Consider the following 21,578-nt stretch of genomic DNA (forward strand, 5'->3'; position numbering starts at 1 on the left):
GGCTCAGCCCCGGCTGCCCGGCGCCACGGTACGCGCCAGCACCGACACCAACTCTTCAGGTGCGACATCCCGGCATTCGGCCTCGCCAATGCGGGACATCATCACAAAGCGCAGCGTGCCGCCCTCAGCTTTCTTGTCGTGGCCCATAAGCTCAACCCAGCGATCAAAGCCTAAGTCGGGCGCCATCACCGGGCAGCCGATGGCTTCGACCACACGGCGCACACGCTCGACATCGGCGCGTGGAAACCCTAGCAAGTCGGCGGAAAGTTCAGCTGCCTGCACCATGCCGCAGCCTACGGCTTCGCCGTGCAGCCACTGACCATAGCCTAGACCGGACTCAATTGCATGGCCAAAGGTGTGACCCAAATTCAGAATGGCGCGCAAGCCGCTTTCGCGTTCGTCTTGGGAAACCACGCGAGCCTTGAGTTCACAAGAACGTTGAATGGCGTAAGACACCGCTTCTGGCTCAAGCGCCCGCAGTGCTGCAGCATTGGCTTCGCACCAGGAGAAGAACTCTGCATCAATAATGAGGCCGTACTTCACCACTTCGGCCAACCCCGCAGAGATTTCGCGCGCCGGCAGCGTAGCCAGTACACCCGGGTCGATTTCTACCGCCAGCGGCTGGTAGAAGGCGCCAATCATGTTCTTGCCCAAGGGGTGATTGATGGCGGTTTTACCCCCCACGGAAGAATCCACCTGAGCTAACAGGGTGGTGGGAACCTGCATAAAACGGATGCCACGCATGTAGCAGGCGGCGGCAAAACCGCCCATGTCGCCAATCACCCCTCCCCCAAAAGCAACAAGCAAGGCTTTGCGATCCAGACCATTCTGTAATAAATGGTCAAAAATTATATTGAGAGATTGCCAGGTTTTGTATTCCTCACCGTCCGGTAGTACGACCTCGACCAATTTTTTCCCTGTGCGCGCCAAGGACGCACGCACGCGGTCGCCGTAGCGTTCCAGAATATTCGCGTTGCTGACCAGCGCGATGGCGGTCGCATTGGCAGGAACGGCTTCAGAAAGCCTGTCGAGCCGGCCGGCCTCAATATGAATGGGGTAGTCTCCGCCTGGAGTCGTCACACGCACAATGGTCATTCGTTCACCTCGAAATTCTGTAGCAAGGGCAACAATGCCCGGACAACCTGGGCAACCGGCATACTGCCGGTATCAAAGACAATATCCGCCACTTCTTCATACAAAGGCTCACGCATTGCCAGCAGTTCGCGGATGCGGGTTTGCGGGTCGGCAGTTTGGAGCAAGGGGCGGCTGCGGTCGCGGGCCACACGCGAATACAGCTCTTCAGGCGATGCCCGCAGGTAAATCACCACACCGTGCTCGCGCAAGCGCCGGCGGTTCTCTGCGGCCAGCACCGCGCCCCCGCCAGTGGCGAGCACCAGGTTGGGTTGGGTTGAGCACTGTTCCAACACAGCGCATTCACGCCGACGGAACCCTTCCTCGCCTTCGATGTCGAAGATGTGAGTGATCTTGACCCCGCAGCGGCTTTCTATCTCGTGGTCGAGATCAAGAAATTCACGCCCCAGCAGGCGAGCCAGGCCACGGCCTATCGTTGTCTTACCCGCGCCCATCATCCCAACCAGGAAAATGGGCCGCGCATAAGGCAAGGATGCGACACACTGGCGCTCTTCTGTGTCCGGTTTGTGGACGGTTGAAGGTAAAACTCCGTTCATTTGTGTATTATCACCTGCTTACGGGCACCGAATCCCTTTTTTACCGCATTATCCGGTTACATAAAGCCATCGCCCCCTTCCAAAACCGGATGGCACAAGGCTTAAAATCGCCCCTGATGAGCACCGACACCCAATCTTCCTCCGAAAAGCAGTCCAACTCACGCACGTGGCTGCGCCGTTTCTTGATCAAGACAACAGTGCTGTTCGCGGGCCTGGGGCTGTCCGGCGCGCTGCTGGGCACTCTCGCCCTGGCATTGGCTTGGCCCAACCTGCCCGACCTGAGCGCCATGATCGACTACCGGCCGCGTGTACCGCTGCGCATTTACACCGCCGACAATGTGCTGATCGGCGAGTTTGGCGAGGAACGGCGCAATGTGCTGCGTTTTGACGAAATTCCAGATGTCATGAAAGCGGCCATTCTAGCAGCGGAAGACGACAATTTTTACCAGCACCACGGGATTGACTGGAAGGGTGTGGCACGCGCGGCGCTGGCCAACCTGACCACTATGGCGCGCTCACAGGGCGCCAGCACGATTACCATGCAGGTGGCGCGTAACTTCTACCTTTCATCGGAAAAAACCTACACGCGGAAGTTCTACGAGCTCTTGCTGACCTTCAAGATCGAGGCCACGCTCACCAAGGACGAAATCCTCGATCTCTACATGAACCAGATCTATCTGGGTCATCGCGCCTATGGCTTTGCCGCGGCGTCGCGCACGTATTTCGGCAAGCAGTTGTGGGAAGTCACACCGGCTGAGGCCGCCATGCTGGCGGGTATCCCCAAAGCGCCTTCACGCTTTAACCCGATCGCCAACTTCGACCGCGCCCGCTCGCGTCAGCTGTACGTGCTGGGCCGCATGCAATCCCTGGGCTACTTAACCCAAGAGGAATACCAAGCAGCCGTTGATCAGGAAATCGTCCTGAAATCTGCACCCGGCACGCCTGCGGGGGGCTATGCCATCCACGGTGAATACGTGGCGGAACTGGCCCGCCATCTGCTCTACAACGTCTACCAAGACGATATCTACTCGCGTGGCTTCAATATCTACACCACGGTCAATTCCGAAGAGCAGGAACAGGCTTACCGGGCGGTACGCGAAGGCATACTCGATTACACCCGCCGGGCCCGCTACACCGGCCCGGAAGCAAACATCGACCTGCCCGCAGGCATAGAATCCGACTTGCCGCGCTTTGATGCCCTGCTCGACAGCCTGCAAGACCGGCACCCCGATAACGACAACCTGCTTACCGCTGTGGTGCTGTCGGCGGCGCCCGATAAAATCGTGGTGGCCCGCACGGCGCAGCAAATCATTGAAATTACCAACCCGAATGCGCTCAAAATCGTCGCCCGCGGTTTGGTGAAAAACGCCAAGGATGACGTTCGCATCCGGCGCGGCTCGGTCGTCTACATTTACGAAATCGACGACTACTGGGGCGTGATTAACAAACCTCAGGTACAGGCGGCGCTTGTGGCACTGCGCCCCCAAGACGGCGCCATTCAGGCCCTAGTGGGCGGCTTCCACTTCCAGGACGGTAACTTCAACCGAGCAACACAAGCGTGGCGGCAGCCCGGTTCTGCGTTCAAGCCTTTCATCTATGCCGCTTCGCTGGAAAAGGGCCTGACCCCCGCCACGCAGATCTCAGACGAACCCTTTGTTCTCACAGCGGAACAGACCGGCTCCAAGCCTTGGTCACCCAAGAACTACGGCAACGCCTACGAGCCCATGCTCACCATGCGCCAAGGGCTGTATAAGTCGCGCAATATGGTGTCCATTCGCATCATGCAGGCGGTCGGCCCCCAGTACGTTCAAGACTATCTGACTCGCTTTGGCTTCGATCGTGAGCGCCAACCCGCCGTGCTTCCCGTGGCCTTGGGCGCAGGCAGCGTTACGCCGTTGCAACTGGCTGGCGCTTATGCCGTCTTTGCCAATGGCGGCTATCGGGTGCCGCCCTACATCATTGATCGTGTCACCGACAGCACCGGCAAAGTCATCATGCAGTCTCAGCCCGTCGTCGCGGGCGATGCCGCCGCGCGCGTCATCGATGCTCGTACCGCCTATGTCATGAACGACATGCTGCGCGGGGTGGCCACCTACGGCACGGGTGCGCGGGTACACAGAGAGTTCAAACGCGGTGACATCGGCGGGAAAACCGGCACGACCAACGATTCGCACGACGCCTGGTTCAGCGGTTACACGCCCGAGAAAGTCGGTGTCGTCTGGATGGGCTTCGATCAGCCCCGCTCACTGGGTTCCGGCGAAACCGGCGGCGGCGCCGCCCTGCCGATCTGGATGAACTACATGCGCTTTGCCCTGAAGGACATCCCGGTGGCAGAAGTCCCCCCCATGCCGTCGGGCCTGAATCGCATTGAGGGCGACTTCTACTTCGCAGAGTACCCGCCCGGTCAGGCGGTGGCCCGAGTCGGCCTGCCTTCTCCCAGCGATGCTCTGCTAGGGCCCGGAGGCGGCTCGCTTGTGGACAATGTTTCTGATGGGATTGGTGAGCTACTGAACCAGCTCAGGAACAACAATACACCTCAGCCGGAATACATCCCCTTCTAACCGCAAGGCGGTTGCAAGGGGCCGGCGGTTTGATCCGTTTACGGTGCTTCGGTTGATTCGCTTTCGTTGGTGCGCTGATCGATCTGCTTCATGTTGTCGAGCATCTTGAGCAGGTAGTGCACCATGTGGGTCAGGTCACCCACCGAAAACTCGTGCAGCGCGTCTTCGTAATACGCCCGTATCTTGGGGCGGGCTTTTTCCTGCCACACCACACGCCCCGAAGGCGTCATTTTTATAAGCCGTGAACGACGGTCTCGCTCGTCATAAGCGCGGCGGATGTGGCCGTCACGTTCAAGCCGACCGATTACACCAGACAAGTTCTGGCGGCTGACCATCAGGTACCGGGCCAGATCATTGACGCTCATACCGGCGTCAACTTCAGGCCGTGAGAGTGCGCCGAGCACGGCCCACTGTTGCGTGGTGAGACCTTCGCTCTCCACCGCGCGAGAGCCTGTCTTGTGCAAAAGATTGGCGCATTGGTACAAGCGGAAAAATAAGCGATTAGCTAATTCCATGCGTATCTCATTACGCAGATCCGGATCCAGTTCAGTGTTCTCGGAACCTGCCAGGGTGCTACACATAAGACTCCTTCTCCCCATTAAAAGCTCCGACCATATGAACCGGAGCTTCTCTACTTCGAGACGGGGGCACCTATGGTGCAATATTCAAATTCAAGCGTCCGGAATGGACGCAGCGCAAACACCCTCATTTTGACAGAATTGCCGCCCATCCAATAAATGGGCGCAGAAAATGCGGGCTACAAGAGCCCGCATCTGTCATTACATCTTGCACAGAGGGGAGGGGGGCGGGGTAATGGAAGCGGGATAAGCCGTTTCAATCACAGGACGCAGCTTGCCGTCATCCATCTTCACACGGGCCATGTAATTGGGAATCAGCATCTGATTGTCTTCGGGACGAATCTTAACTGTTCCATACAGGCTTTCCACTTCAGCACCGCGCAATGCCTCCATAACAGCACCTGGCTCCACACTGCCTGCCTTTGTCACGCCCTGGAACAGCACCATGGCGCCGTTGTAGGCCTGCCCTTCGGTATCTGTGGGGTAACGACCGTGCTTGGCCTTGAACGCCTCTACAAACGCCTTGGTTTGTGCGGTTTCGATGTCAGGTGTGAAACCCACGTTGCCAGGCACGTTAGTCAAGGCATCACCCGTTGCATCGACCACAAAATTGGAAAGCAAAGCATGGCCAATCAAAGGGGTGGCAGGAATCAAGTTAAAGTCAGCGGCTTGCTTAACAAACGTGATAGCGCCCGATACATCGGCAAACCAGATTGCATCCACATCCGCTGCACGCAGCTGCTGGATATAGGGTGCGTAATCTTTGGTGCCCAGCGGCGCGAACAACTTGAGCGAAACTTTCTTGCCCTTGCCGGTGACGATTTTCTCGAACAGCTCAGCCGAGTCATGGCCCCAAACGTAATCGGCAGCCAGAATTGCAAAATTGTTGCCCTCGTCGATGTAATCCTGCAGCCAGGTTTCTATCATGGCCATATCCATGGCGTCTGAATGGTTGGTGCGAATGAAACGCGGGCTGCACGCATCGGTAGTCAGGCGGTCGGCCTTGCTGATGGTGCCGATGAAAGCGGCATCCCAGCGCGTCAGATTCTGGCTGATGGCAAGCGAAATGCCGGATGTGATCGGGCCAATAATGAATTTATTGCCTTCGCGCACCAGCCTTTCCGCCTCTCTGCGGCCCGCATCGGGTGTGCTTTCGTCATCGCCTTCTGCCACGATGATCTTGCGCCCGTCCACCCCGCCTTTGGCGTTAGCCTCTTCCACAGCGAAGCGTATACCACTTAAAACGTCGGCGCCCATGGTGGCGAATGGGCCGGATTTAGAAGAAATCAGAGCAAGGCGCAGCGGTTCTTTTTCTTGAGCCGTTGCGGGCATGGTGAAACTCGTAAGCATTGCCGCACTGAGTAAGAGCGGCGTCAGGGCCTTGAACTTCATTGAAAACCTCCTCAGGTGTATTAGGCCCCGGATTTATTCCGGGTGCCGGGTCAGATAACTACGTGGGACTGCAAATCTTCAAGGCTCTGCGGCGTATTAGACACTTCGCCTTGATTGACGACCGTGCCTTTGGCCATGGCCAGGTATCGATGTGCAACGCGTACTACCAAGTTCATGTTCTGCTCGATAAGCAGCAGGGCCGTGCCTTGCTCGGCAACATGATTAAAAATATCGGCCAGTTGGTCGACGATGACGGGAGCCAGGCCTTCAGTCGGCTCGTCAAGCAAGAGCAGCTCAGGGTTGGCCATCAGCGCACGCCCCACCGCCAGCATCTGCTGCTGCCCTCCAGACAACGCCGTACCGGGGGTATGCGCACGCTCTTGAAGGATGGGGAATAATTTATAGATTTCCGGCACTGTCCACGGGCCTTTGCGCCCGACCGCACCGCCAAGCAGTAAATTTTCCTCGACAGTCAGGTTAGCCACAATACGTCGCCCCTGGGGCACAACGGCAATCCCATGCTGGGCGGCATGGTAGGGCCGCGGGCGGGCCAGACGATCCGTTCCAAGCCATAATTCGCCGCCCTTCATTTGCGCGATACCCAGAACAGTGTTGACAACGGTTGTCTTGCCCACCCCGTTACGACCGATCAGCGCCACCCGCTCACCGGCATCCACTTGCAGGCTGAGATCGTGAAGAATATGCGCAGAACCGTAATACGCATGAACGTTTTGCAGAGAAAGTAATGAGCTCATGCCGCGCTCCCGAGATAAGCGGTTCTCACCCGGGGGTCGGCTCGAACCTCTGCCGGCAAACCATTGGCAATGACCCGGCCCAGCTCGAACACCACGACGGAGTTGCAAATCCCAAAGACCACATCCATATCGTGTTCGACCAGCAGCACTGACACCTCCCACATGGAGGTCAGCGCCTGCAGGTGCTGCGCAAGGTCGTGCGATTCCTTGGCGGAGAGACCGGCCATGGGCTCATCGAGCAACAGCACCTTGGGGCGACCGGTGAGCGCCAGCGCGAGATCCAGCCGGCGCTGTTCGCCATACCCCAGCTCCCCGGCTAGTACATCGTCAAGCTCGTCCAGATTCAGTTCCTGCATGATGGCGTCGGCGTCGGCCCTCCAGTCCTCCACCCCCATCTTCCAGGAAGCCAGCTCGATCTGGCGCCTGACTGTCATGCCTTCAAAAATACTGGTGCGCTGGAAGCTGCGTGAAAGGCCGCGTTTGCGGCGCTCGACGACATCAAGCGAGGTAATGTCTGCGCCATCGAGGATGATCTGGCCGCGCGCAATCGCGCTGCGGCCGGTGATGGCGTCGATCACCGTCGATTTACCGGCGCCATTGGGGCCGATAAGCCCGCAGATGCTGCCACGGTGCAATTCCAGATCAACACCGTTAAGCGCCCTGACGCCGCCATAGTAGAGCGCAACATCCTGCGCCTGAAGAACAGGGGAACTCATGCTGCCTTCCTTTTCAACTGTGCTTGCGCGGTCTGCGCATCCTTGGCTTTCCGCTTTTTCTTGAAATAACCCGCCACCGCGCCGGTAATGCCGTGGGGCGAATACACAATGACCGCAATCAGGGCGGCGCCGAACAAGGCCATGGAATAGGTGGCGTAATCACCCAGGATGTCGCGCACCATGAAGTACACGATTGCTCCCACAATAGGCCCCAGCAGGGTTTGAAAGCCCCCAACAATGACCATCAACAGGGTGATGGCGGAGACGCTCCAGTGCAGACTTTCCGGCGAAACAAAACCCGAACTGAGATTGGAAAGCAGCCCTGCGATGGCGGACACCACCGCCGATATCGCATAGACCAGCGCTTTGGGCGCCGTGGTGCGCATACCGATGAATCGCGCCCTTTCCTCGTTATCGCGTATCGCTTCCGTTACCGCCCCAAAGCGGGTCTTGAGCAACAGCTGCAGCAGCAAAGCCACCACCACCATGACAACCCAGGCGACCATAAACATCACCTCGGGCTTGTACAGCACGCTGTCAGGCACGCCATACAGCGTTCGCGGCCACGCCACGCCCATGCCGTCGGATCCGCCAGTCATACCGCGGGTGCGCGTTGCCAGCAGATAGAACATCTGACCAATGGCCAGTGTCAGCATGCCAAATGCAATGCCCGGTACACGCACGATGACCAGTCCCACGACGAAGGCAGCCAAGCCGATTCCCAACAAAATGACCGGAATGGCCCATTCGGCCGGTAACCAGCCCATACCCAGAACAACGCCCATGGCATAAGCGGCGCCGCCGAAGAACAAGGCATGGCCAAAACTCACCAGGCCATTTTGCTTAAGCAAAAAGCCCACCCCCAGAGCGAATACTGCGTGGATCACCGCCTGCGTGAACGTGCCAAGCAACGCTGAGGAAGTTGTCAAAGTCATGATCAGCCAGCCAGCGACCAGGGCGATCAGAGTATTCAATAGAGAACGCATGTGTTTCATAGAATCTGCCACCCAGGTTTATGTGCGGCTGCCCAAAAGCCCGGTCGGCTTCCAGATCAAAACGGCAATCATGAATATGAAGGGCAGAAGCACTGAAACCTGCGGAAGGTAAACGGCCCCCACAGCATGCATCAGCCCCAGCAACAACGCAGCGATAAAAGCCCCCGCCAGCGACCCCAACCCGCCGATCACAACCACCACAAAGGAATCAATCAGCACATCGGAACTCATGTGCGGCGACAACGATAAAAACGGCCCTGCCACGACACCGGCCAGGCCGGCCAGCGCACAGCCCAACCCGACAATGAGTGCGCTCAGGCGGTCGGAATTCACGCCCTGCATGGAAGTCGTGAGCGGGTCGGTACTGGCGGCACGCACGAACAAACCAATTCGTGAATAGCGCAGCCACAAGGTCAGCCCCAGCGCCACGGCCAGGCCAAGCACCAAAACGGCCAGCCGGTAAGCCGGCAGGTCGCTGCCAAACATGGGTATGCTGAAACGCAGAAGTTCGGGCGTGAAGAGGGAATAGTTACCCTTACCCCAAATAAAGACGACCAAGTCTTCGAGAATGAGCAGCAGGCCGAACGTGACCAGCATGACATTAAGGGGCTCGCGGTCTTGCAAAAGCCGGAATCCATAGCGGTCCAGCAATACGCCCACAAGCATCATGACGGCGGGTGCAATTAACAGCGCCAGCCAGAAATTGCTGTAGATCGCGATGGTATAGCCAATGTAGGCACCCAACATATAGAGTGCACCGTGGGCAAAATTGACCACACGCCGCAAACCATAAATAAGCGCCAGCCCCGAGCTCATGATAATGAGCAAGGCGCCATAAACCAAACCGTTCATAAGACTGACGGCAAGCATGGTTGTCTCCGAATACTATGATTTTTGTAATTTCTGTCATCGCAGCGCTCTTGCGTTACGCAAGGCAGCTGCGTGTTGAGCAGGTATTGCCATCCATGGCAGTGACAGCAATACCTGCTCTATTTTTTAGCAATGCTTGAAATCAGGTTCGCGTTTTTCAAGGAAGGCATGCATCCCTTCACGAGAGTCTTCACACGCAAAACGCTCGTATAAGGCGTGCCGCTCAAAAAGCAGCCCTTCGCTCAATGGAGCCTCGTAACTACGATTGACAGCGGTTTTTATTGCCATCAAAGCAGGAAGCGAGAACTCCGCAATCGTTGTTGCGAGCTTAAGACTTTGTTCAAGCAGCTCGTCATCCGGCACAACCCGCGACACCAGACCGTAAAGGTCTGCTTCCTGCGCCGTCAGCATACGCGCCGACAAACACATGTCCATCGCCTTGGCCTTGCCTATGGCGCGGGGCAGCCGTTGGGTGCCCCCCGCTCCCGGCAATAACGCCAGTTTGACTTCGGGCAGTGCAAAGCGGGCCGACTCCGCCGCCACAATGATGTCACACGCCAATGCCAGCTCGCAGCCGCCTCCCATTGCATACCCTGCAACAGCCGCAATAACCGGCTTGCGCACCTGGCGTATGGTTTCCCAATTGCGCGTGATGAAGTTACCGCAATAGACGTCGGCGAATGACCAATCGGCCATGACTGCGATATCCGCACCCGCCGCAAACGCACGCTGTGAGCCCGTGATAACAATGACGCCTGTTTGGTCGTCCTGCTCAAACGTCATCAAGGCGGCGCCGAGTTGGTCCATCAGCGCATCATTGAGCGCATTCATCTGCTTGGGCCGATCAAGCGTGATCAACCCAACACGGCCGCGCTTTTCAGTGCGGATGAAAACTTCGCTATCGGTACTGCCCGTCATGTGTTGGCCTCCTTGGGCTGCACCATTTCGCGCAACTTGAACTTCTGAATTTTGCCTGATGGCGTGGCCGGCATTTCATCCAGTATTTCAAGCCGTTCAGGCATGTATTGGATAGCTACCTTGTTCGATTTCAGCCAGGAAACCATTTCATCCATGTCGAATTCTTGGCCAGGCTTGAGCACAACCACGGCGCAGGCCCGCTCGCCCAAGCGCTCATCTGGATAGGCAACGATGGCTGCCAGTGCGATGGCCGGATGGCGATACAGCAGCGACTCAATTTCCACAACGGGGATGTTTTCCCCGCCGCGAATGATGACATCCTTGCTGCGGCCGGTGATGCGAACATAGCCTTGGTCGTCCAGCCGCGCCAGATCGCCCGTATCAAACCAATCGTCGGCATCAGTGCTGTTCCATTGCGGCCGCTTCAGATAGCCGACAAAGTTCGAGCATGCACGCAACAGCAGGCGCCCCGATTCGCCAACCGGCACAGGCTGGTCATTGTCATCGACCACTCGCAGCTCCACACCCGGCAGGGGCAGACCATCGGTATTAAACGAACGCTCATCATCGTCTTCAGGGCGGGTTGTGGTAACCGCACCGTTTTCCGTCATGCCCCACGCGGAAATAATCTTAATGCCAAGGGCGCTACGCGCCTGCTCCACCAGCGGCCCCGGAATCGGTGCACCCGCGCACAGAAAAGTGCGCAGGGAGGGCAAGCTTTTACCGGACTCCACCACACCTCGGGTGAGGTCGGTGAGGAAGGGGGTAGAAGCCATGGTGAACGAGCATTTCTCGGCCAATATGGTTTCAATGGCCTTCTCAGGCTGCCAGATATCCATCAGCACGGCGCGCGCCTTAAGCATGATGGGCATCATCAGCCCGTACATAAAGCCCGTTTGGTGCGCCATGGGAGAGGCCATCAGCACGACATCGTCAGAATTGAGCTTAAGACGCTGTGCGTAGGGAATGATGTTGGACATCAGGCTGTTGGCGGTGTGCATCACCCCCTTGGGCTCGCCCGTTGTGCCCGAGGTGTAAATCAACTGGGTGATGTCATCAGGCCCGGCCGGGTTACGTTGCAGCAACTCGGCTGCATCGGGCTCGTTTTCCCATTCCGGCCCGCTTAGCAAGGCCTCGAAGCTATTGGGGCCTTCGCCATCGATAATGACGGCATGTTGCAACTCGGGCAAGGATGCTTGCAGGCTTTTGTACATGGTTTCGTAATCAAAACCACGGAACTGCCTGGGCGCGACAACAACCTTGGCCTCACCGTGCTTAAGCATGAAACCGAGTTCGCGCTCACGGAAAATGTGCATCAGCGGATTCATGACTGCCCCGATATAGGAGCAAGCCAGGTAAAGCAGGGTGAACTCCCACCAGTTTGGCAACTGACACGCCACCACATCATTGCGCTTCACGCCAAGGCGCGACAACCCCACCGCAATGCGGCGGGCCATGGTGTCCATCTCCTTGTAGGTGAAGCGGGTGACCGCGCCACTTTCAACGCGAATCGCAGTCAACGCAACGGTTTCCGGGCGCTCCTGAATACACTGGGCCAGGTCTTGCAAAATGGTGCGCTCATGCCAGAGCCCCTGCTCTATCATGCGGGGGCGGCGTGCGGGTAATAGAACTGCGTCAAACTCCATTTCTGTCTCCTGATTTATTCATGCTTTTTCTGTATTTGCTTCTGAGTAGTGCCGCTTTGCGCTGTTTCAGGCCGGCACGTTACGGCGGCCTGCCCGCGCCCGAGCAATAATCGTATTCATGATCTGCGCTGTACCGTCTCCAATCTGGAACCCCAGGATATCGCGTAAGCGCTGCTCCATCACACCACGGTCGTAGCCCCCATGCCCGAAGCACAGCAGGCATTGGTGCACCACGTCGTAGGCCAATTTCGGCCCCCACCATTTGGCCATACCGGCTTCAGCAGTATGAGGCAAGCCTTGGTCTTTCAACCACAAGCCTTGCAAACACAGCAGGCGCGCGCCTTCCACCTCGGTATCAAAACGTGCCAGCGGGTGGGTAAGCCCCTGGAAGGCTGACAAAGGCTGGCCGAAAGCGCGGCGTTCGGTAAGGTATTCCCAGGTTTCTGTCAAGGCCGCCCTGGCAACCGCCAGACACTGCAGGCCGATCAGGGAGCGGGAAAAGTCAAAACCCTGCATCACCTGAACAAAGCCTTTGTTTTCCTCGCCCAGGCGATAGCGCTTGGGAATGCGAACGTTCTCGAAAAAGATGGAACCACGGCCAATGGCTCGCTGGCCGTGACAATCGAAACGGTTGCGGCTAATACCGGGGACATCCATCGGCACCAGCAGAGCCGTTACGCCGTGCGCACCCGAGTCGCTGGCGCCCGTGCGACCGAACACGACAGCGATATCAGCTTGGTCGGCGGCGGAAATGGAGGTTTTCTCGCCGTTAATGATGTAATCATCACCATCCGACTCAACCCGCAGCTGCAGGTTCGCCGCATCGGAACCACCGCGAGGCTCGGTCAGGGCAATCGCGCAGATGGCTTCGCCTTGCACCAGCTTTTTGAGCCAAGGATCCACAACAGCGCGGTCTCCATGGCTGGAAAGAATCTGGCCATTGAGCGACGCTAATAGATTCAAGTAAGAAAAACTCAGGTCGGCCTGGGCGATTTGTTCGTGAATCACACCGGCAGCCAGGCTGCCCATACCCAGCCCGCCAACGCTTTCAGGCAACTCGGGGCATATAAAGCCCAGTTGCGCCATTTCACGCAGCAGGCCGCGGTCCAGATCGCGGCTGACATCGCGTTCAAGGTAGCCGGGTTTGACACGCTCATCGGCGAAGCGGCGGGCAGCCTCGACCAAAGCTTGGAGGTCTTCGTCGATGTACGGGTTAGGGGTCATGCTTGGTCTCCAACAACTTGTATTGACTGCCGTTTTCTAAGCAGCGGACTCGAACGCCCGGGCCACCGGGTGGCCCCGGTGGCCGTCGGGAGTGTTTTATTTAGCGTATTTACGGAATTCCGGCTTACGTTTTTCCATCAGTGCACTCACACCTTCACGCGACTCATCGGTGTCGTAATACAGCTTGAGCGCATACATGCCCATGCCTGCGATGCCGCTTTGATGTGCGGTATCCATATTGAAGCTGCGCTTGGCAATGGCGATTGCAGTGGGGCTGCGCTCGCAGATCGTCTCAGCCCATTCCTGCACCGTGGCATCCAGTTCATCGTGCGGGACGCAGATGTTTGCCAGGCCCATGGCCACGGCTTCTTCGCCGGAATAACGCTTGTTGAGATACCAGATTTCGCGGGCTTTCTTTTCGCCTACGACGCGGGCCAGAAATGCCGTGCCGTAACCTGGGTCAACCGACCCCATCTTGGGCCCGACCTGACCAAAGATCGCCTTGTCGGAACAAATCGTCAGGTCGCAAATAGTGCACAGCACATTGCCGCCGCCAATGGCATACCCCTGCACGCGTGCAATAACCGGTTTGGGTACATCGCGGATCGCCGTATGCAGCTCTTCCATGGGCAAGCCAATCGTGCCACGGCCGTCGTAGTTGCCATCGTGGGCGGATTGGTCACCGCCGGTGCAAAACGCACGGTCTCCCGCCCCCGCCAGGACAATACACCCTACTTCGCGATCATACCCCGCCTTGTTCAAAGCCTTGATGAGCTCATCGCAGGTCGTGCCACGGAAAGCATTCATCTTTTCAGGGCGGTTGATGGTGATCCACGCCACGCCGTTGCGTACTTCGTAAAGAATGTCTTCGAATTTCATGATAAGTGTTCTGATATAGAGAAAAAGACGCGCCTTAACCGTGCATGGTCAGGCCACCAGACACAGAAATGACCTGGCCGGTGATGAAGTCAGCATCGTCACTAGTAAAGAATGCAATCGCGCCCGCGAGATCGTCAGGCTGGCCGATCCGCCCCAGAGGGATAGCACTACGAAACGCCTCAACCAGCTTGGCCGGGTCGCGCGCGCCTTCGGCCACACTTGCCAGCAAAGCGGTATCTGTAGGGCCGGGGCACACCACATTAACGGTAATGCCATGGCGCGCATGTTCGCGGGCCAGGGTCTTAGCCAACGCCACCAAGCCGCCCTTGCAGGCTGAATAAACGGCTTCGCCTGACGAGCCGCCCCGCGCTGCATCGGAGGCCACATTGACAATACGGCCCTGCTTGCGCTCCACCATGCCCGGCAGAACGGCGTGCAACATGTGCAGTGCGCCAACCAGATTAATGTTGATCAGTTTTTCCCACTCTTCGGGAACGGTTTTGAGAAAAGGCTTGAAAACGTCCCACCCGGCATTGTTCACTAATGCATGTACCGGCCCGAGGTCAGCTTCCACCTTGGCCACAGCGGCATCGACCTGCGAACGGTCGGTAATATCACACTGAAACGCTTGAGCACTGGCGCCGCTAGCACGGATTTTCTCGGCAACCCCTTCTGCTGCAGCCAGGTTCATGTCAAAAACGGCAACTTTTGCACCTTCTTCGGCCAGACGGGTGCAGGTTGCGCTGCCGATGCCGCCTCCGCCGCCAGTCACGATGACGCATTTATCTTTCAAACCACGCAATTGAGTCTCCTTTTACGATCGGACAAACTGCTGAGTGAGGCAATCTATTTGCATATAAGCTTAGTAAGCCATGACCTTAAGCGAACAGATCAACCAATCAATAGTATTGATAATTAAGAACTTTATTCTGATTTGAGGAATAAATTCTACATCAAAACAAAATATATACGTAAAGGTATTTACCCATATTGACGAAAGCAAGAGATTTCGACATACTGCCCGGTTACTGTCTCTCGCACTTTTTTTTCATCGCACGCGTTCGTCGTGCGTGACGCGCTTTTAAGCCGCCCTGAAGGCTTGCCCATAAAAAAGTCCATGCCGCGACCCGCTCCTTGAGTGGTTGCGGCTTTTTTTCGGATACCATCTCATTTATCCCCGCACCAAGGACACCCCATGCAAACGCCTTTTCAACTGCCGGTTATTGCCCGCCGCAGCATGCGCCTGATCGCTTGCGGCCTGATGCTGAGCGGCTTACTGGCGTGTGGCTATAAGGGCCCACTCTATATGCCGCCGCCGGAAGACCCGCCAACCACACTGACCACACCCCCTGGGCACGATGCGCCCCCCGGCCCCTCCACTCGTTAATTTCAGGAAATCATGACTGTCGCACCTCGCTTCCAGCTCAAGAACGGCACTTTGCACGCAGAAGACGCTTCACTCGTCAAACTCGCAAAGGAATTCGGCACCCCGCTCTATGTGTATTCACGGGCCGCATTGCAAGACGCTTGGGATAGCTATGCCCGGGCATTGGAAGGCCGCAAGGCACTGGTGTGCTTCGGCATGAAGGCCAACTCCAATCTGGCCGTCCTGAATGAGTTTGCCCGCCTGGGAGCAGGCTTTGATATTGTTTCCGGCGGTGAATTGGCTCGTGTACAGGCTGCTGGCGGCGACCCCAAAAAAGTGGTGTTTTCCGGGGTAGGCAAACAAGTATGGGAAATGCAGGCCGCACTGGAAGCCGGTGTAAAGTGCTTCAATGTGGAATCCGAAGCCGAACTCGAACGCTTATCCCAGGTTGCATCGACTAGCGGGCGCGTGGCCCCTGTCTCCCTGCGCGTCAACCCCGATGTTGACGCCCGAACCCACCCTTACATCTCCACAGGCCTGAAAGAGAATAAGTTTGGCATCGCCATTGAAGACGCGCCGGACGTTTATCGCCGCGCCCAGACTCTCCCCGGCCTGAATATCGTGGGGGTCGACTGCCATATTGGTTCGCAAATCACCGAGGCCGCGCCTTACCTCGACGCTCTGGACAAACTAATCGCTCTTATTCTGAACCTGCGAGGCGAAGGTATCGAATTGAGCCACCTCGACCTGGGTGGCGGCATTGGCATTCGCTACACCAACGAGCAAGTGCTGGAACCCACGACACTGTTTTCCCAAGTCTTCAGTAAGCTGGATCAGGCGGGGTTGGGCCACCTGGAACTGGTGCTTGAACCCGGCCGTTCTTTAGTGGGCAATGCAGGCGTGCTGCTGACCGAAGTTCAATACCTCAAGCACTCGGAGGCTAAGAATTTCGCCATCGTCGATGCGGCGATGAACGACTTGTTGCGGCCCACGCTATACGATGCCTGGCACGATGTCGAACCCATCAAGCCCCGCCCTGTCACTTCCGCAACCCCCACCTATGACATTGTCGGCCCGATCTGCGAAAGCGGCGACTGGCTGGCCCGCGATCGCAGGCTTGAACTCCATCAGGGAGACATTCTCGCTATTATGTCGGCAGGCGCGTACGCTTTTACCATGTCCAGCCAGTACAACTCGCGGCCCAGAGCGGCTGAAATCATGGTGGACGGGGCACGCAGCCATGTCGTGCGGCAGCGCGAATCAATTGCCAGCCTGTTTGAAAATGAATACATTCTTCCCGTAACCGACTGACTCACATGACCCAAATTAAAGATTTCTTAAACTAAGCCGTAGTAAGTTAGCGGTACGCTCCCTGAAACATGGGCTACTATTTCTGTTGATGGGGCGCCCACGCGAATCAACAAGACGCAAGCTCTGAGTCGTTGTTGGCCATCAATAAGGTCATACACCCCTAGAGCTTATTAAGAGATTGCATGGCATGCGAAAAGGCAGTATTAATCGCTTATTACTCTGGGTGCTGCCTCTTGTCATCGCACTATTTACCGCCGTCGCAGTTATAGGGCTCAACCCCCTCTACCCGGCGACCTCCAGCCAGGCAGCGTTATATTTTCGCAGTATTCCCCTAGCTATTGGGCATTCCTCGCCGCAGCAAGCGATGGAAGCGCTGCGCACCGTCCCCCAACAGCAGCGGCTCGAGCTTAACGACAGTATCTGGTTTTCCATCGATCTGCCTGAGTCGCCAGCGGGGCGCAAAACCGTGGTCGACTTTCCCGCGCGGGGCGCACAAGCGGCGGCTTGCTGGCGCAGCGACACTCTGGAAATCCTGGGCAGTGCATCGGGCCGCGCCACCACGGGGGCCATGCAAAACAGCCGGCTGGGCTACGCCCTTATGGTTGGCGGCAACGAAAACACGGCTTCCCCATCGTTTTCCAGCTTCTTCTGCCAGATCAGTTATATAGAGCCAACTATATTCACCGCAGAACTTTGGGAACCCAGCGACCTGCTCGCCGCCTCCCAGCGCCTGGATCGCGCTATTGCTTTGCTGGACGGCGGCCTCGCCACCCTTGCCGTGTTTCTTACCATCATCGCCATACGCAACCGAGAATGGGCTTTCCTGCTCGTTGCCATCTGGCTGGTCGGCAACCTGCGCTTGGGCGCCTACGCTCTGGGCTGGGACACCCAATGGTTGGGCTACGTTCTGCCTACTGATTGGTTAGCCACCCTACGCAAAATCACATTGGCCGCGTATTACCTTGTCACCTACGCGCTGTTCAGCCAATCATTCCGCCAGCGCAAGAATACGCACCCAATTCTGCAAGCCGTATTGCTATGGCTAGGCGTGGGTCAATTCGTCGCCGCTTTTCTGTTGCCGTGGCCCGTTTTCCAGCTCTTAAGCTGGGGCATCTGGGCGGTCGCTGTGGTCATCGGCCTTTACCTTCTGGGTATCAGTATTGCAGAGCAGCCCAAACGCCTGTTCTCGTGGCGCTTTATTTCGCTGACACTGGCGCTGGCTATTATTCTCAGTTCCCTGACGCTGGCCCTGACCGGCCAAGGCCAACCAGAAGACCCGCTGGCCAGCGTTATCATCCTGCTGCTGTCCAACATTATGGTCGCCCTGGCAGTTAGCGGCATGATCCGCGCCGGCAAAAAGGAACGCATCCGGGCCCAGACTGAACTCGTCACCAGCTATGCCGTAGCCCCGCTGGGTCTTTTCACCCTGGACGCCAACGGTCAGTTCCTGCGGATCAACCCCATGTTGCGCAACATACTGGGGCTCAAAGAAGGTGGCGGCGCCCCCTTGTACTGGGATCACTTCTTCACGCCGCAGGACTGGCAGGCCGTCGCCGCAGCCACCCTAAAAGGTACTGAAACCGAAATCCATCTTGCAGACGCCAAGGGCGAGCAGCATTTCGCCCTACGCGCCGTATTGGTGGACGACCATGTGGAAGGCTCGCTGCAGGACATCACCGCACGCACCCAGGCCATGGCCGAGCTACGTGACATGGCCGACAGCGATCCACTCACACACGCTCTGAATCGCCGAGGCATAGAAAAACGCCTGGATCAAGCCATCGAAGATCTCAAGAACAAAGGCGAGCCATGCTCTCTGGGCTATATGGATCTCGACCATTTCAAGCGCATCAATGGTCTGTTCGGCCATACTTCGGGAGACGATATCCTTAAGCAGATCACCCAAAGATTGCGCAAGGTGCTCAGCAAACAGCAAAGCCTGGGCCGGATAGGCAGCGATGAATTCATCATTCTGTTCCCCAATATGGATGCCCCCGCTGCTCGTCGGACCGCAGAGCAGATCATCATCGCACTGAACGGCAGCTCCTATCAGGTGGGGCACCGCAGCTTTAACGTCCGGTCTGCAATTGGTGTGGTGGAACTCCACCACGACATGGACAAGGCCACGGCTATCTCCGCGGCCACACGAGCCTGCCGAGACGCTCGCAAGCAGCACAAGGACATCGTTGTTTATGAAATCGACTCCAGTGAGCTGGAAGCTCACTCCGAAGAGCTGCGCTTGTTTGACCAACTGGAAGGCGGCGATTCCCCGAAAGGGCTGTACCTCGAAATGCAGCCCATCATGGCGCTTAACAACCCTGAAGAATCCTTTAACTTTGAGATTCTCCTGCGCGTACGAGACTCTCACGGCAGGCTGATTCCCACCCACAAGATTGTCTCGGGCGCCGAAGAAAGCGGCACCATCACCATTATCGACAAATGGGTGTTCTCCGCTACGCTGGAATGGCTTTCCAAGCATGAAGACCGCCTGCGCAAGACTCAGTTAGTCAATATCAACCTGAGCGGTGTTTCGCTGAACAACGATCAGTTCATCGACAACTTATTTCAGGTGCTGTCACGCTACCCGCAACTGGCACATCGCCTGTGCGTGGAAATCACTGAAGGCGTCGCTCTGCAAAACGTCGACCGCACCCACAAGTTCATTGCCCGACTCAAAAGCATGGGCGTGGCGATTGCGCTGGACGACTTTGGGGCCGGTTACACCTCATTTAATTATCTCAAACAGCTAGACGCCGACGCAGTCAAGATTGACGGCGTGTTCGTACGCGATATGCTGGCCAGCGACACCAACCTTGCAATCGTGCGTACCATCGTCGAGCTGGCCCAGAACATGGGCATGGTATGTATTGCGGAATGGGTGGAAGACCCGAGGGCGCTGGATCTGTTGAAAGAAATGGGGGTGGACTACGTACAAGGCTACGCGGTCAGCGCCGCCCTGACCCCAATGGAAATTCTTGACGCGGAAACCGTATCGGACGTGATCGGCAACCCCGACACCCTGGCGTATATCAGACGCAATTCCTGATCAAACGCACTGTTGATCAATCGCCACTGCCGATCACCCCCCTACTGATCAAGCACTCTAGCTGGCCCCTGCTTGCTCAGAGATGCTCGGTATCGCTCAGAGATGCTCTCGCTATAGCCCAGAGACTCGGTATAAGAGTTTAGGCCGGGCCACAGGCGCTAACAGTGACTCAGGAGTACAAAACAAAAATGCTCGCAATAGCGGTAGCTATCGCGAGCATTTTTAATACAGTGCAGCGGCCGAATGTGCAGACCAATGCGGCTCGCTGACTTGCTCAGAGTTCGCCGTAGGAGTGCAGCCCTGACAGGAACATATTCACGCCCAGGAAGGCAAAGCTGGTAATCAACAAGCCTGCCAGCGCCCAATAGGCGGCCATCGTACCGCGCAGGCCTTTCATCAAACGCATGTGCAGCCAGGCCGCATAGTTCAGCCAGACAATCAGCGCCCAGGTTTCCTTAGGGTCCCACTGCCAGTATGTGCCCCAGGCGTCAGCCGCCCACAAAGCACCTAGAATGGTGGCCACGGTAAAGAAGGCGAAACCCACGGCGATGGCGCGGTACATGATGTCATCCAGCACTTCCAGAGAAGGCAGGCGACGACCGATAGGCCCACGGAACGCCAGAATGGCGCCTACGATTAGCGCACCAATGCCGAAGTACAGCATCCAGGTGACCGACAATTCACGCGAACCGAACATGAAGGGTTCGGAGCACATGATGGCCCCCAGCAGAAATAGCGGGATCAACTTGCGACGCGACGTCGTTTCGCTATGTTCTTTCACCAGGTAGGCAAAACCCACCATGGCCGCCAACGCAAAGGTGCCATAGCCGATGAAGTTGGCGGGTACGTGCAGCTTCATCCACCAGCTTTTGAGGGCAGGCACTAAAGGTTGAATCTGGTGGGCGTCGCGGGTCACGGAATACCAAAGCAGGAACACCACGACGGATGTCACCACCAACAACACAAACCCACCCAGCGCGCGCGTGGCGTAACGCCTTTCATAGTAGAGGTAGAACAGCGCGGTAATGACGGCGAACAGTACGAACACTTCGTACAGATTACTGACCGGAATATGGCCGATATCCGGGCCCAGCAGATGGCCTTCGCGCCAGCGCACCAACAGGCCGATTGTGCCTGCATAAACCGCAGCCCACGTCATGCCCGACGCCATCCAGGCGGCAGTAGGGCTGACATAACCTACCCAGTAGGCCACCGTTGCCAACGCAAACAGGGCGCACATCCAAAGAATGGCCGACTGCGAAGAAAGCAGGTATTGGAGCAGAAACACCGACTCGGAGCGGGTGATGTCACCCTGGTGCAGCCCGTCTCCGCCGCTGTACAGCCAGACGGCAAACAAGGCAATCAGGCCCGCTCCCACACACAAGGTACGCAGGGGCCGCCACAGCCAGCCCATCCAGACCAGCACCGGCACCGAACAGGCCAGAATGACCTTTTCGTAGCCGTCCATGGCATGAGGATAGTTATTGAGCGCGTACACCACGCCCAAGCTCAGCAATACAAAATAGACGATATCCGTCCAGTCGACCTTGCCGCGCTGCCCACGGGCATCGCCGCTGGCCGACATGGAGTCATCCCACATCGCGTTATCGGATGAAGTCAGGGTGTCGGACAT

18 protein-coding genes are annotated in these 21,578 nt (G+C 57.3%); 4 read left to right on the forward strand and 14 right to left on the reverse strand.

Annotated features, from left to right (window positions below; genetic code table 11):
• Positions 1–3: 3 nt before the first annotated feature.
• Positions 4–1,095 carry a 3-dehydroquinate synthase gene (gene aroB, locus VRY85_RS03260; protein ID WP_414597168.1) on the reverse strand — a complete coding sequence of 364 codons (1,092 nt, stop codon included), beginning with the start codon at positions 1,093–1,095 and terminating at the stop codon, positions 4–6.
• Entirely contained in the window at positions 1,092–1,688 is a 597-nt protein-coding gene (locus VRY85_RS03265) for a shikimate kinase (RefSeq protein WP_414597169.1), read from the reverse strand. Before VRY85_RS03265 ends, aroB begins: the two co-directional genes overlap by 4 nt.
• 113 nt (positions 1,689–1,801) lie before the next feature.
• Between VRY85_RS03265 and VRY85_RS03270 the strand changes: the two genes are divergently transcribed.
• Positions 1,802–4,249, forward strand: a complete 2,448-nt coding sequence (locus tag VRY85_RS03270; protein ID WP_414597249.1) for a penicillin-binding protein 1A — start codon at positions 1,802–1,804, stop codon at positions 4,247–4,249.
• Between the two features lie 38 nt (positions 4,250–4,287).
• Here the strand turns inward: VRY85_RS03270 and VRY85_RS03275 are convergent, their stop codons facing one another.
• The 11 genes from VRY85_RS03275 to badH all read right to left on the reverse strand — a co-directional run bounded on the left by VRY85_RS03275 (position 4,288) and on the right by badH (position 15,024).
• A complete protein-coding gene (locus VRY85_RS03275) occupies positions 4,288–4,764 on the reverse strand; it encodes a MarR family winged helix-turn-helix transcriptional regulator (RefSeq protein WP_414597250.1) in 477 nt (158 codons plus the stop codon).
• Between the two features lie 264 nt (positions 4,765–5,028).
• Positions 5,029–6,219 carry an ABC transporter substrate-binding protein gene (locus tag VRY85_RS03280; protein WP_414597170.1) on the reverse strand — a complete coding sequence of 397 codons (1,191 nt, stop codon included), beginning with the start codon at positions 6,217–6,219 and terminating at the stop codon, positions 5,029–5,031.
• A gap of 50 nt (positions 6,220–6,269) precedes the next feature.
• On the reverse strand, positions 6,270–6,974 hold the full coding sequence (locus VRY85_RS03285) for an ABC transporter ATP-binding protein (RefSeq protein ID WP_414597171.1): 705 nt from the start codon (positions 6,972–6,974) through the stop codon (positions 6,270–6,272).
• Positions 6,971–7,690, reverse strand: coding sequence for an ABC transporter ATP-binding protein (locus VRY85_RS03290; RefSeq protein WP_414597172.1), 720 nt, complete (start codon positions 7,688–7,690; stop codon positions 6,971–6,973). Before VRY85_RS03290 ends, VRY85_RS03285 begins: the two co-directional genes overlap by 4 nt.
• Positions 7,687–8,676, reverse strand: a complete 990-nt coding sequence (locus tag VRY85_RS03295) for a branched-chain amino acid ABC transporter permease (RefSeq protein ID WP_414597173.1) — start codon at positions 8,674–8,676, stop codon at positions 7,687–7,689. Before VRY85_RS03295 ends, VRY85_RS03290 begins: the two co-directional genes overlap by 4 nt.
• 27 nt (positions 8,677–8,703) lie before the next feature.
• The gene (locus tag VRY85_RS03300) at positions 8,704–9,555 is read right to left on the reverse strand and encodes a branched-chain amino acid ABC transporter permease (RefSeq protein ID WP_414597174.1); all 852 of its coding nucleotides are present in this window, start codon (positions 9,553–9,555) and stop codon (positions 8,704–8,706) included.
• A 126-nt stretch (positions 9,556–9,681) separates the two neighbouring features.
• On the reverse strand, positions 9,682–10,473 hold the full coding sequence (locus tag VRY85_RS03305; RefSeq protein WP_414597175.1) for an enoyl-CoA hydratase-related protein: 792 nt from the start codon (positions 10,471–10,473) through the stop codon (positions 9,682–9,684).
• The gene (gene aliA, locus VRY85_RS03310; protein WP_414597176.1) at positions 10,470–12,119 is read right to left on the reverse strand and encodes a cyclohexanecarboxylate-CoA ligase; all 1,650 of its coding nucleotides are present in this window, start codon (positions 12,117–12,119) and stop codon (positions 10,470–10,472) included. Before aliA ends, VRY85_RS03305 begins: the two co-directional genes overlap by 4 nt.
• Positions 12,120–12,185: 66 nt before the next feature.
• On the reverse strand, positions 12,186–13,343 hold the full coding sequence (aliB, locus tag VRY85_RS03315) for a cyclohexanecarboxyl-CoA dehydrogenase (RefSeq protein WP_414597177.1): 1,158 nt from the start codon (positions 13,341–13,343) through the stop codon (positions 12,186–12,188).
• Between the two features lie 96 nt (positions 13,344–13,439).
• The gene (gene badI / locus VRY85_RS03320; protein WP_414597178.1) at positions 13,440–14,222 is read right to left on the reverse strand and encodes a 2-ketocyclohexanecarboxyl-CoA hydrolase; all 783 of its coding nucleotides are present in this window, start codon (positions 14,220–14,222) and stop codon (positions 13,440–13,442) included.
• A gap of 34 nt (positions 14,223–14,256) precedes the next feature.
• Complete coding sequence (badH, locus tag VRY85_RS03325; RefSeq protein WP_414597179.1) at positions 14,257–15,024, reverse strand: 2-hydroxycyclohexanecarboxyl-CoA dehydrogenase; 768 nt, start codon at positions 15,022–15,024, stop codon at positions 14,257–14,259.
• Positions 15,025–15,417: 393 nt separating this feature from the next.
• Here badH and lptM point away from each other — a divergent pair, with 393 nt between their 5' ends.
• The 3 genes from lptM to VRY85_RS03340 all read left to right on the forward strand — a co-directional run bounded on the left by lptM (position 15,418) and on the right by VRY85_RS03340 (position 19,945).
• A complete protein-coding gene (lptM, locus tag VRY85_RS03330) occupies positions 15,418–15,609 on the forward strand; it encodes an LPS translocon maturation chaperone LptM (protein WP_414597180.1) in 192 nt (63 codons plus the stop codon).
• 12 nt (positions 15,610–15,621) lie between these two features.
• A complete protein-coding gene (gene lysA, locus VRY85_RS03335) occupies positions 15,622–16,899 on the forward strand; it encodes a diaminopimelate decarboxylase (RefSeq protein WP_414597181.1) in 1,278 nt (425 codons plus the stop codon).
• 187 nt (positions 16,900–17,086) lie between these two features.
• On the forward strand, positions 17,087–19,945 hold the full coding sequence (locus VRY85_RS03340; RefSeq protein WP_414597182.1) for a putative bifunctional diguanylate cyclase/phosphodiesterase: 2,859 nt from the start codon (positions 17,087–17,089) through the stop codon (positions 19,943–19,945).
• A 274-nt stretch (positions 19,946–20,219) separates the two neighbouring features.
• Here the strand turns inward: VRY85_RS03340 and ccsB are convergent, their stop codons facing one another.
• Positions 20,220–21,578 (reverse strand): c-type cytochrome biogenesis protein CcsB, encoded by a 1,359-nt coding sequence (gene ccsB / locus VRY85_RS03345; RefSeq protein WP_414597183.1) that lies wholly within the window; start codon positions 21,576–21,578, stop codon positions 20,220–20,222.

The sequence above is a fragment of the Achromobacter sp. F4_2707 genome (assembly GCF_047501535.1).
In the GTDB taxonomy this organism is placed as follows: Bacteria; Pseudomonadota; Gammaproteobacteria; order Burkholderiales; family Burkholderiaceae_B; genus Yanghanlia.

Coding starts and splice junctions, on each gene's coding strand:
- aroB (WP_414597168.1), bottom strand. CDS start 1,095: ATGACCATTGTGCGTGTGACGACTCCAGGCGGAGACTACCCCATTCAT.
- VRY85_RS03265 (WP_414597169.1), bottom strand. CDS start 1,688: ATGAACGGAGTTTTACCTTCAACCGTCCACAAACCGGACACAGAAGAG.
- VRY85_RS03275 (WP_414597250.1), bottom strand. CDS start 4,764: ATGGAATTAGCTAATCGCTTATTTTTCCGCTTGTACCAATGCGCCAAT.
- VRY85_RS03280 (WP_414597170.1), bottom strand. CDS start 6,219: ATGAAGTTCAAGGCCCTGACGCCGCTCTTACTCAGTGCGGCAATGCTT.
- VRY85_RS03285 (WP_414597171.1), bottom strand. CDS start 6,974: ATGAGCTCATTACTTTCTCTGCAAAACGTTCATGCGTATTACGGTTCT.
- VRY85_RS03290 (WP_414597172.1), bottom strand. CDS start 7,690: ATGAGTTCCCCTGTTCTTCAGGCGCAGGATGTTGCGCTCTACTATGGC.
- VRY85_RS03295 (WP_414597173.1), bottom strand. CDS start 8,676: ATGCGTTCTCTATTGAATACTCTGATCGCCCTGGTCGCTGGCTGGCTG.
- VRY85_RS03300 (WP_414597174.1), bottom strand. CDS start 9,555: ATGCTTGCCGTCAGTCTTATGAACGGTTTGGTTTATGGCGCCTTGCTC.
- VRY85_RS03305 (WP_414597175.1), bottom strand. CDS start 10,473: ATGACGGGCAGTACCGATAGCGAAGTTTTCATCCGCACTGAAAAGCGC.
- aliA (WP_414597176.1), bottom strand. CDS start 12,119: ATGGAGTTTGACGCAGTTCTATTACCCGCACGCCGCCCCCGCATGATA.
- aliB (WP_414597177.1), bottom strand. CDS start 13,343: ATGACCCCTAACCCGTACATCGACGAAGACCTCCAAGCTTTGGTCGAG.
- badI (WP_414597178.1), bottom strand. CDS start 14,222: ATGAAATTCGAAGACATTCTTTACGAAGTACGCAACGGCGTGGCGTGG.
- lptM (WP_414597180.1), top strand. CDS start 15,418: ATGCAAACGCCTTTTCAACTGCCGGTTATTGCCCGCCGCAGCATGCGC.
- lysA (WP_414597181.1), top strand. CDS start 15,622: ATGACTGTCGCACCTCGCTTCCAGCTCAAGAACGGCACTTTGCACGCA.
- VRY85_RS03340 (WP_414597182.1), top strand. CDS start 17,087: ATGCGAAAAGGCAGTATTAATCGCTTATTACTCTGGGTGCTGCCTCTT.
- ccsB (WP_414597183.1), bottom strand. CDS start 21,578: ATGTCCGACACCCTGACTTCATCCGATAACGCGATGTGGGATGACTCC.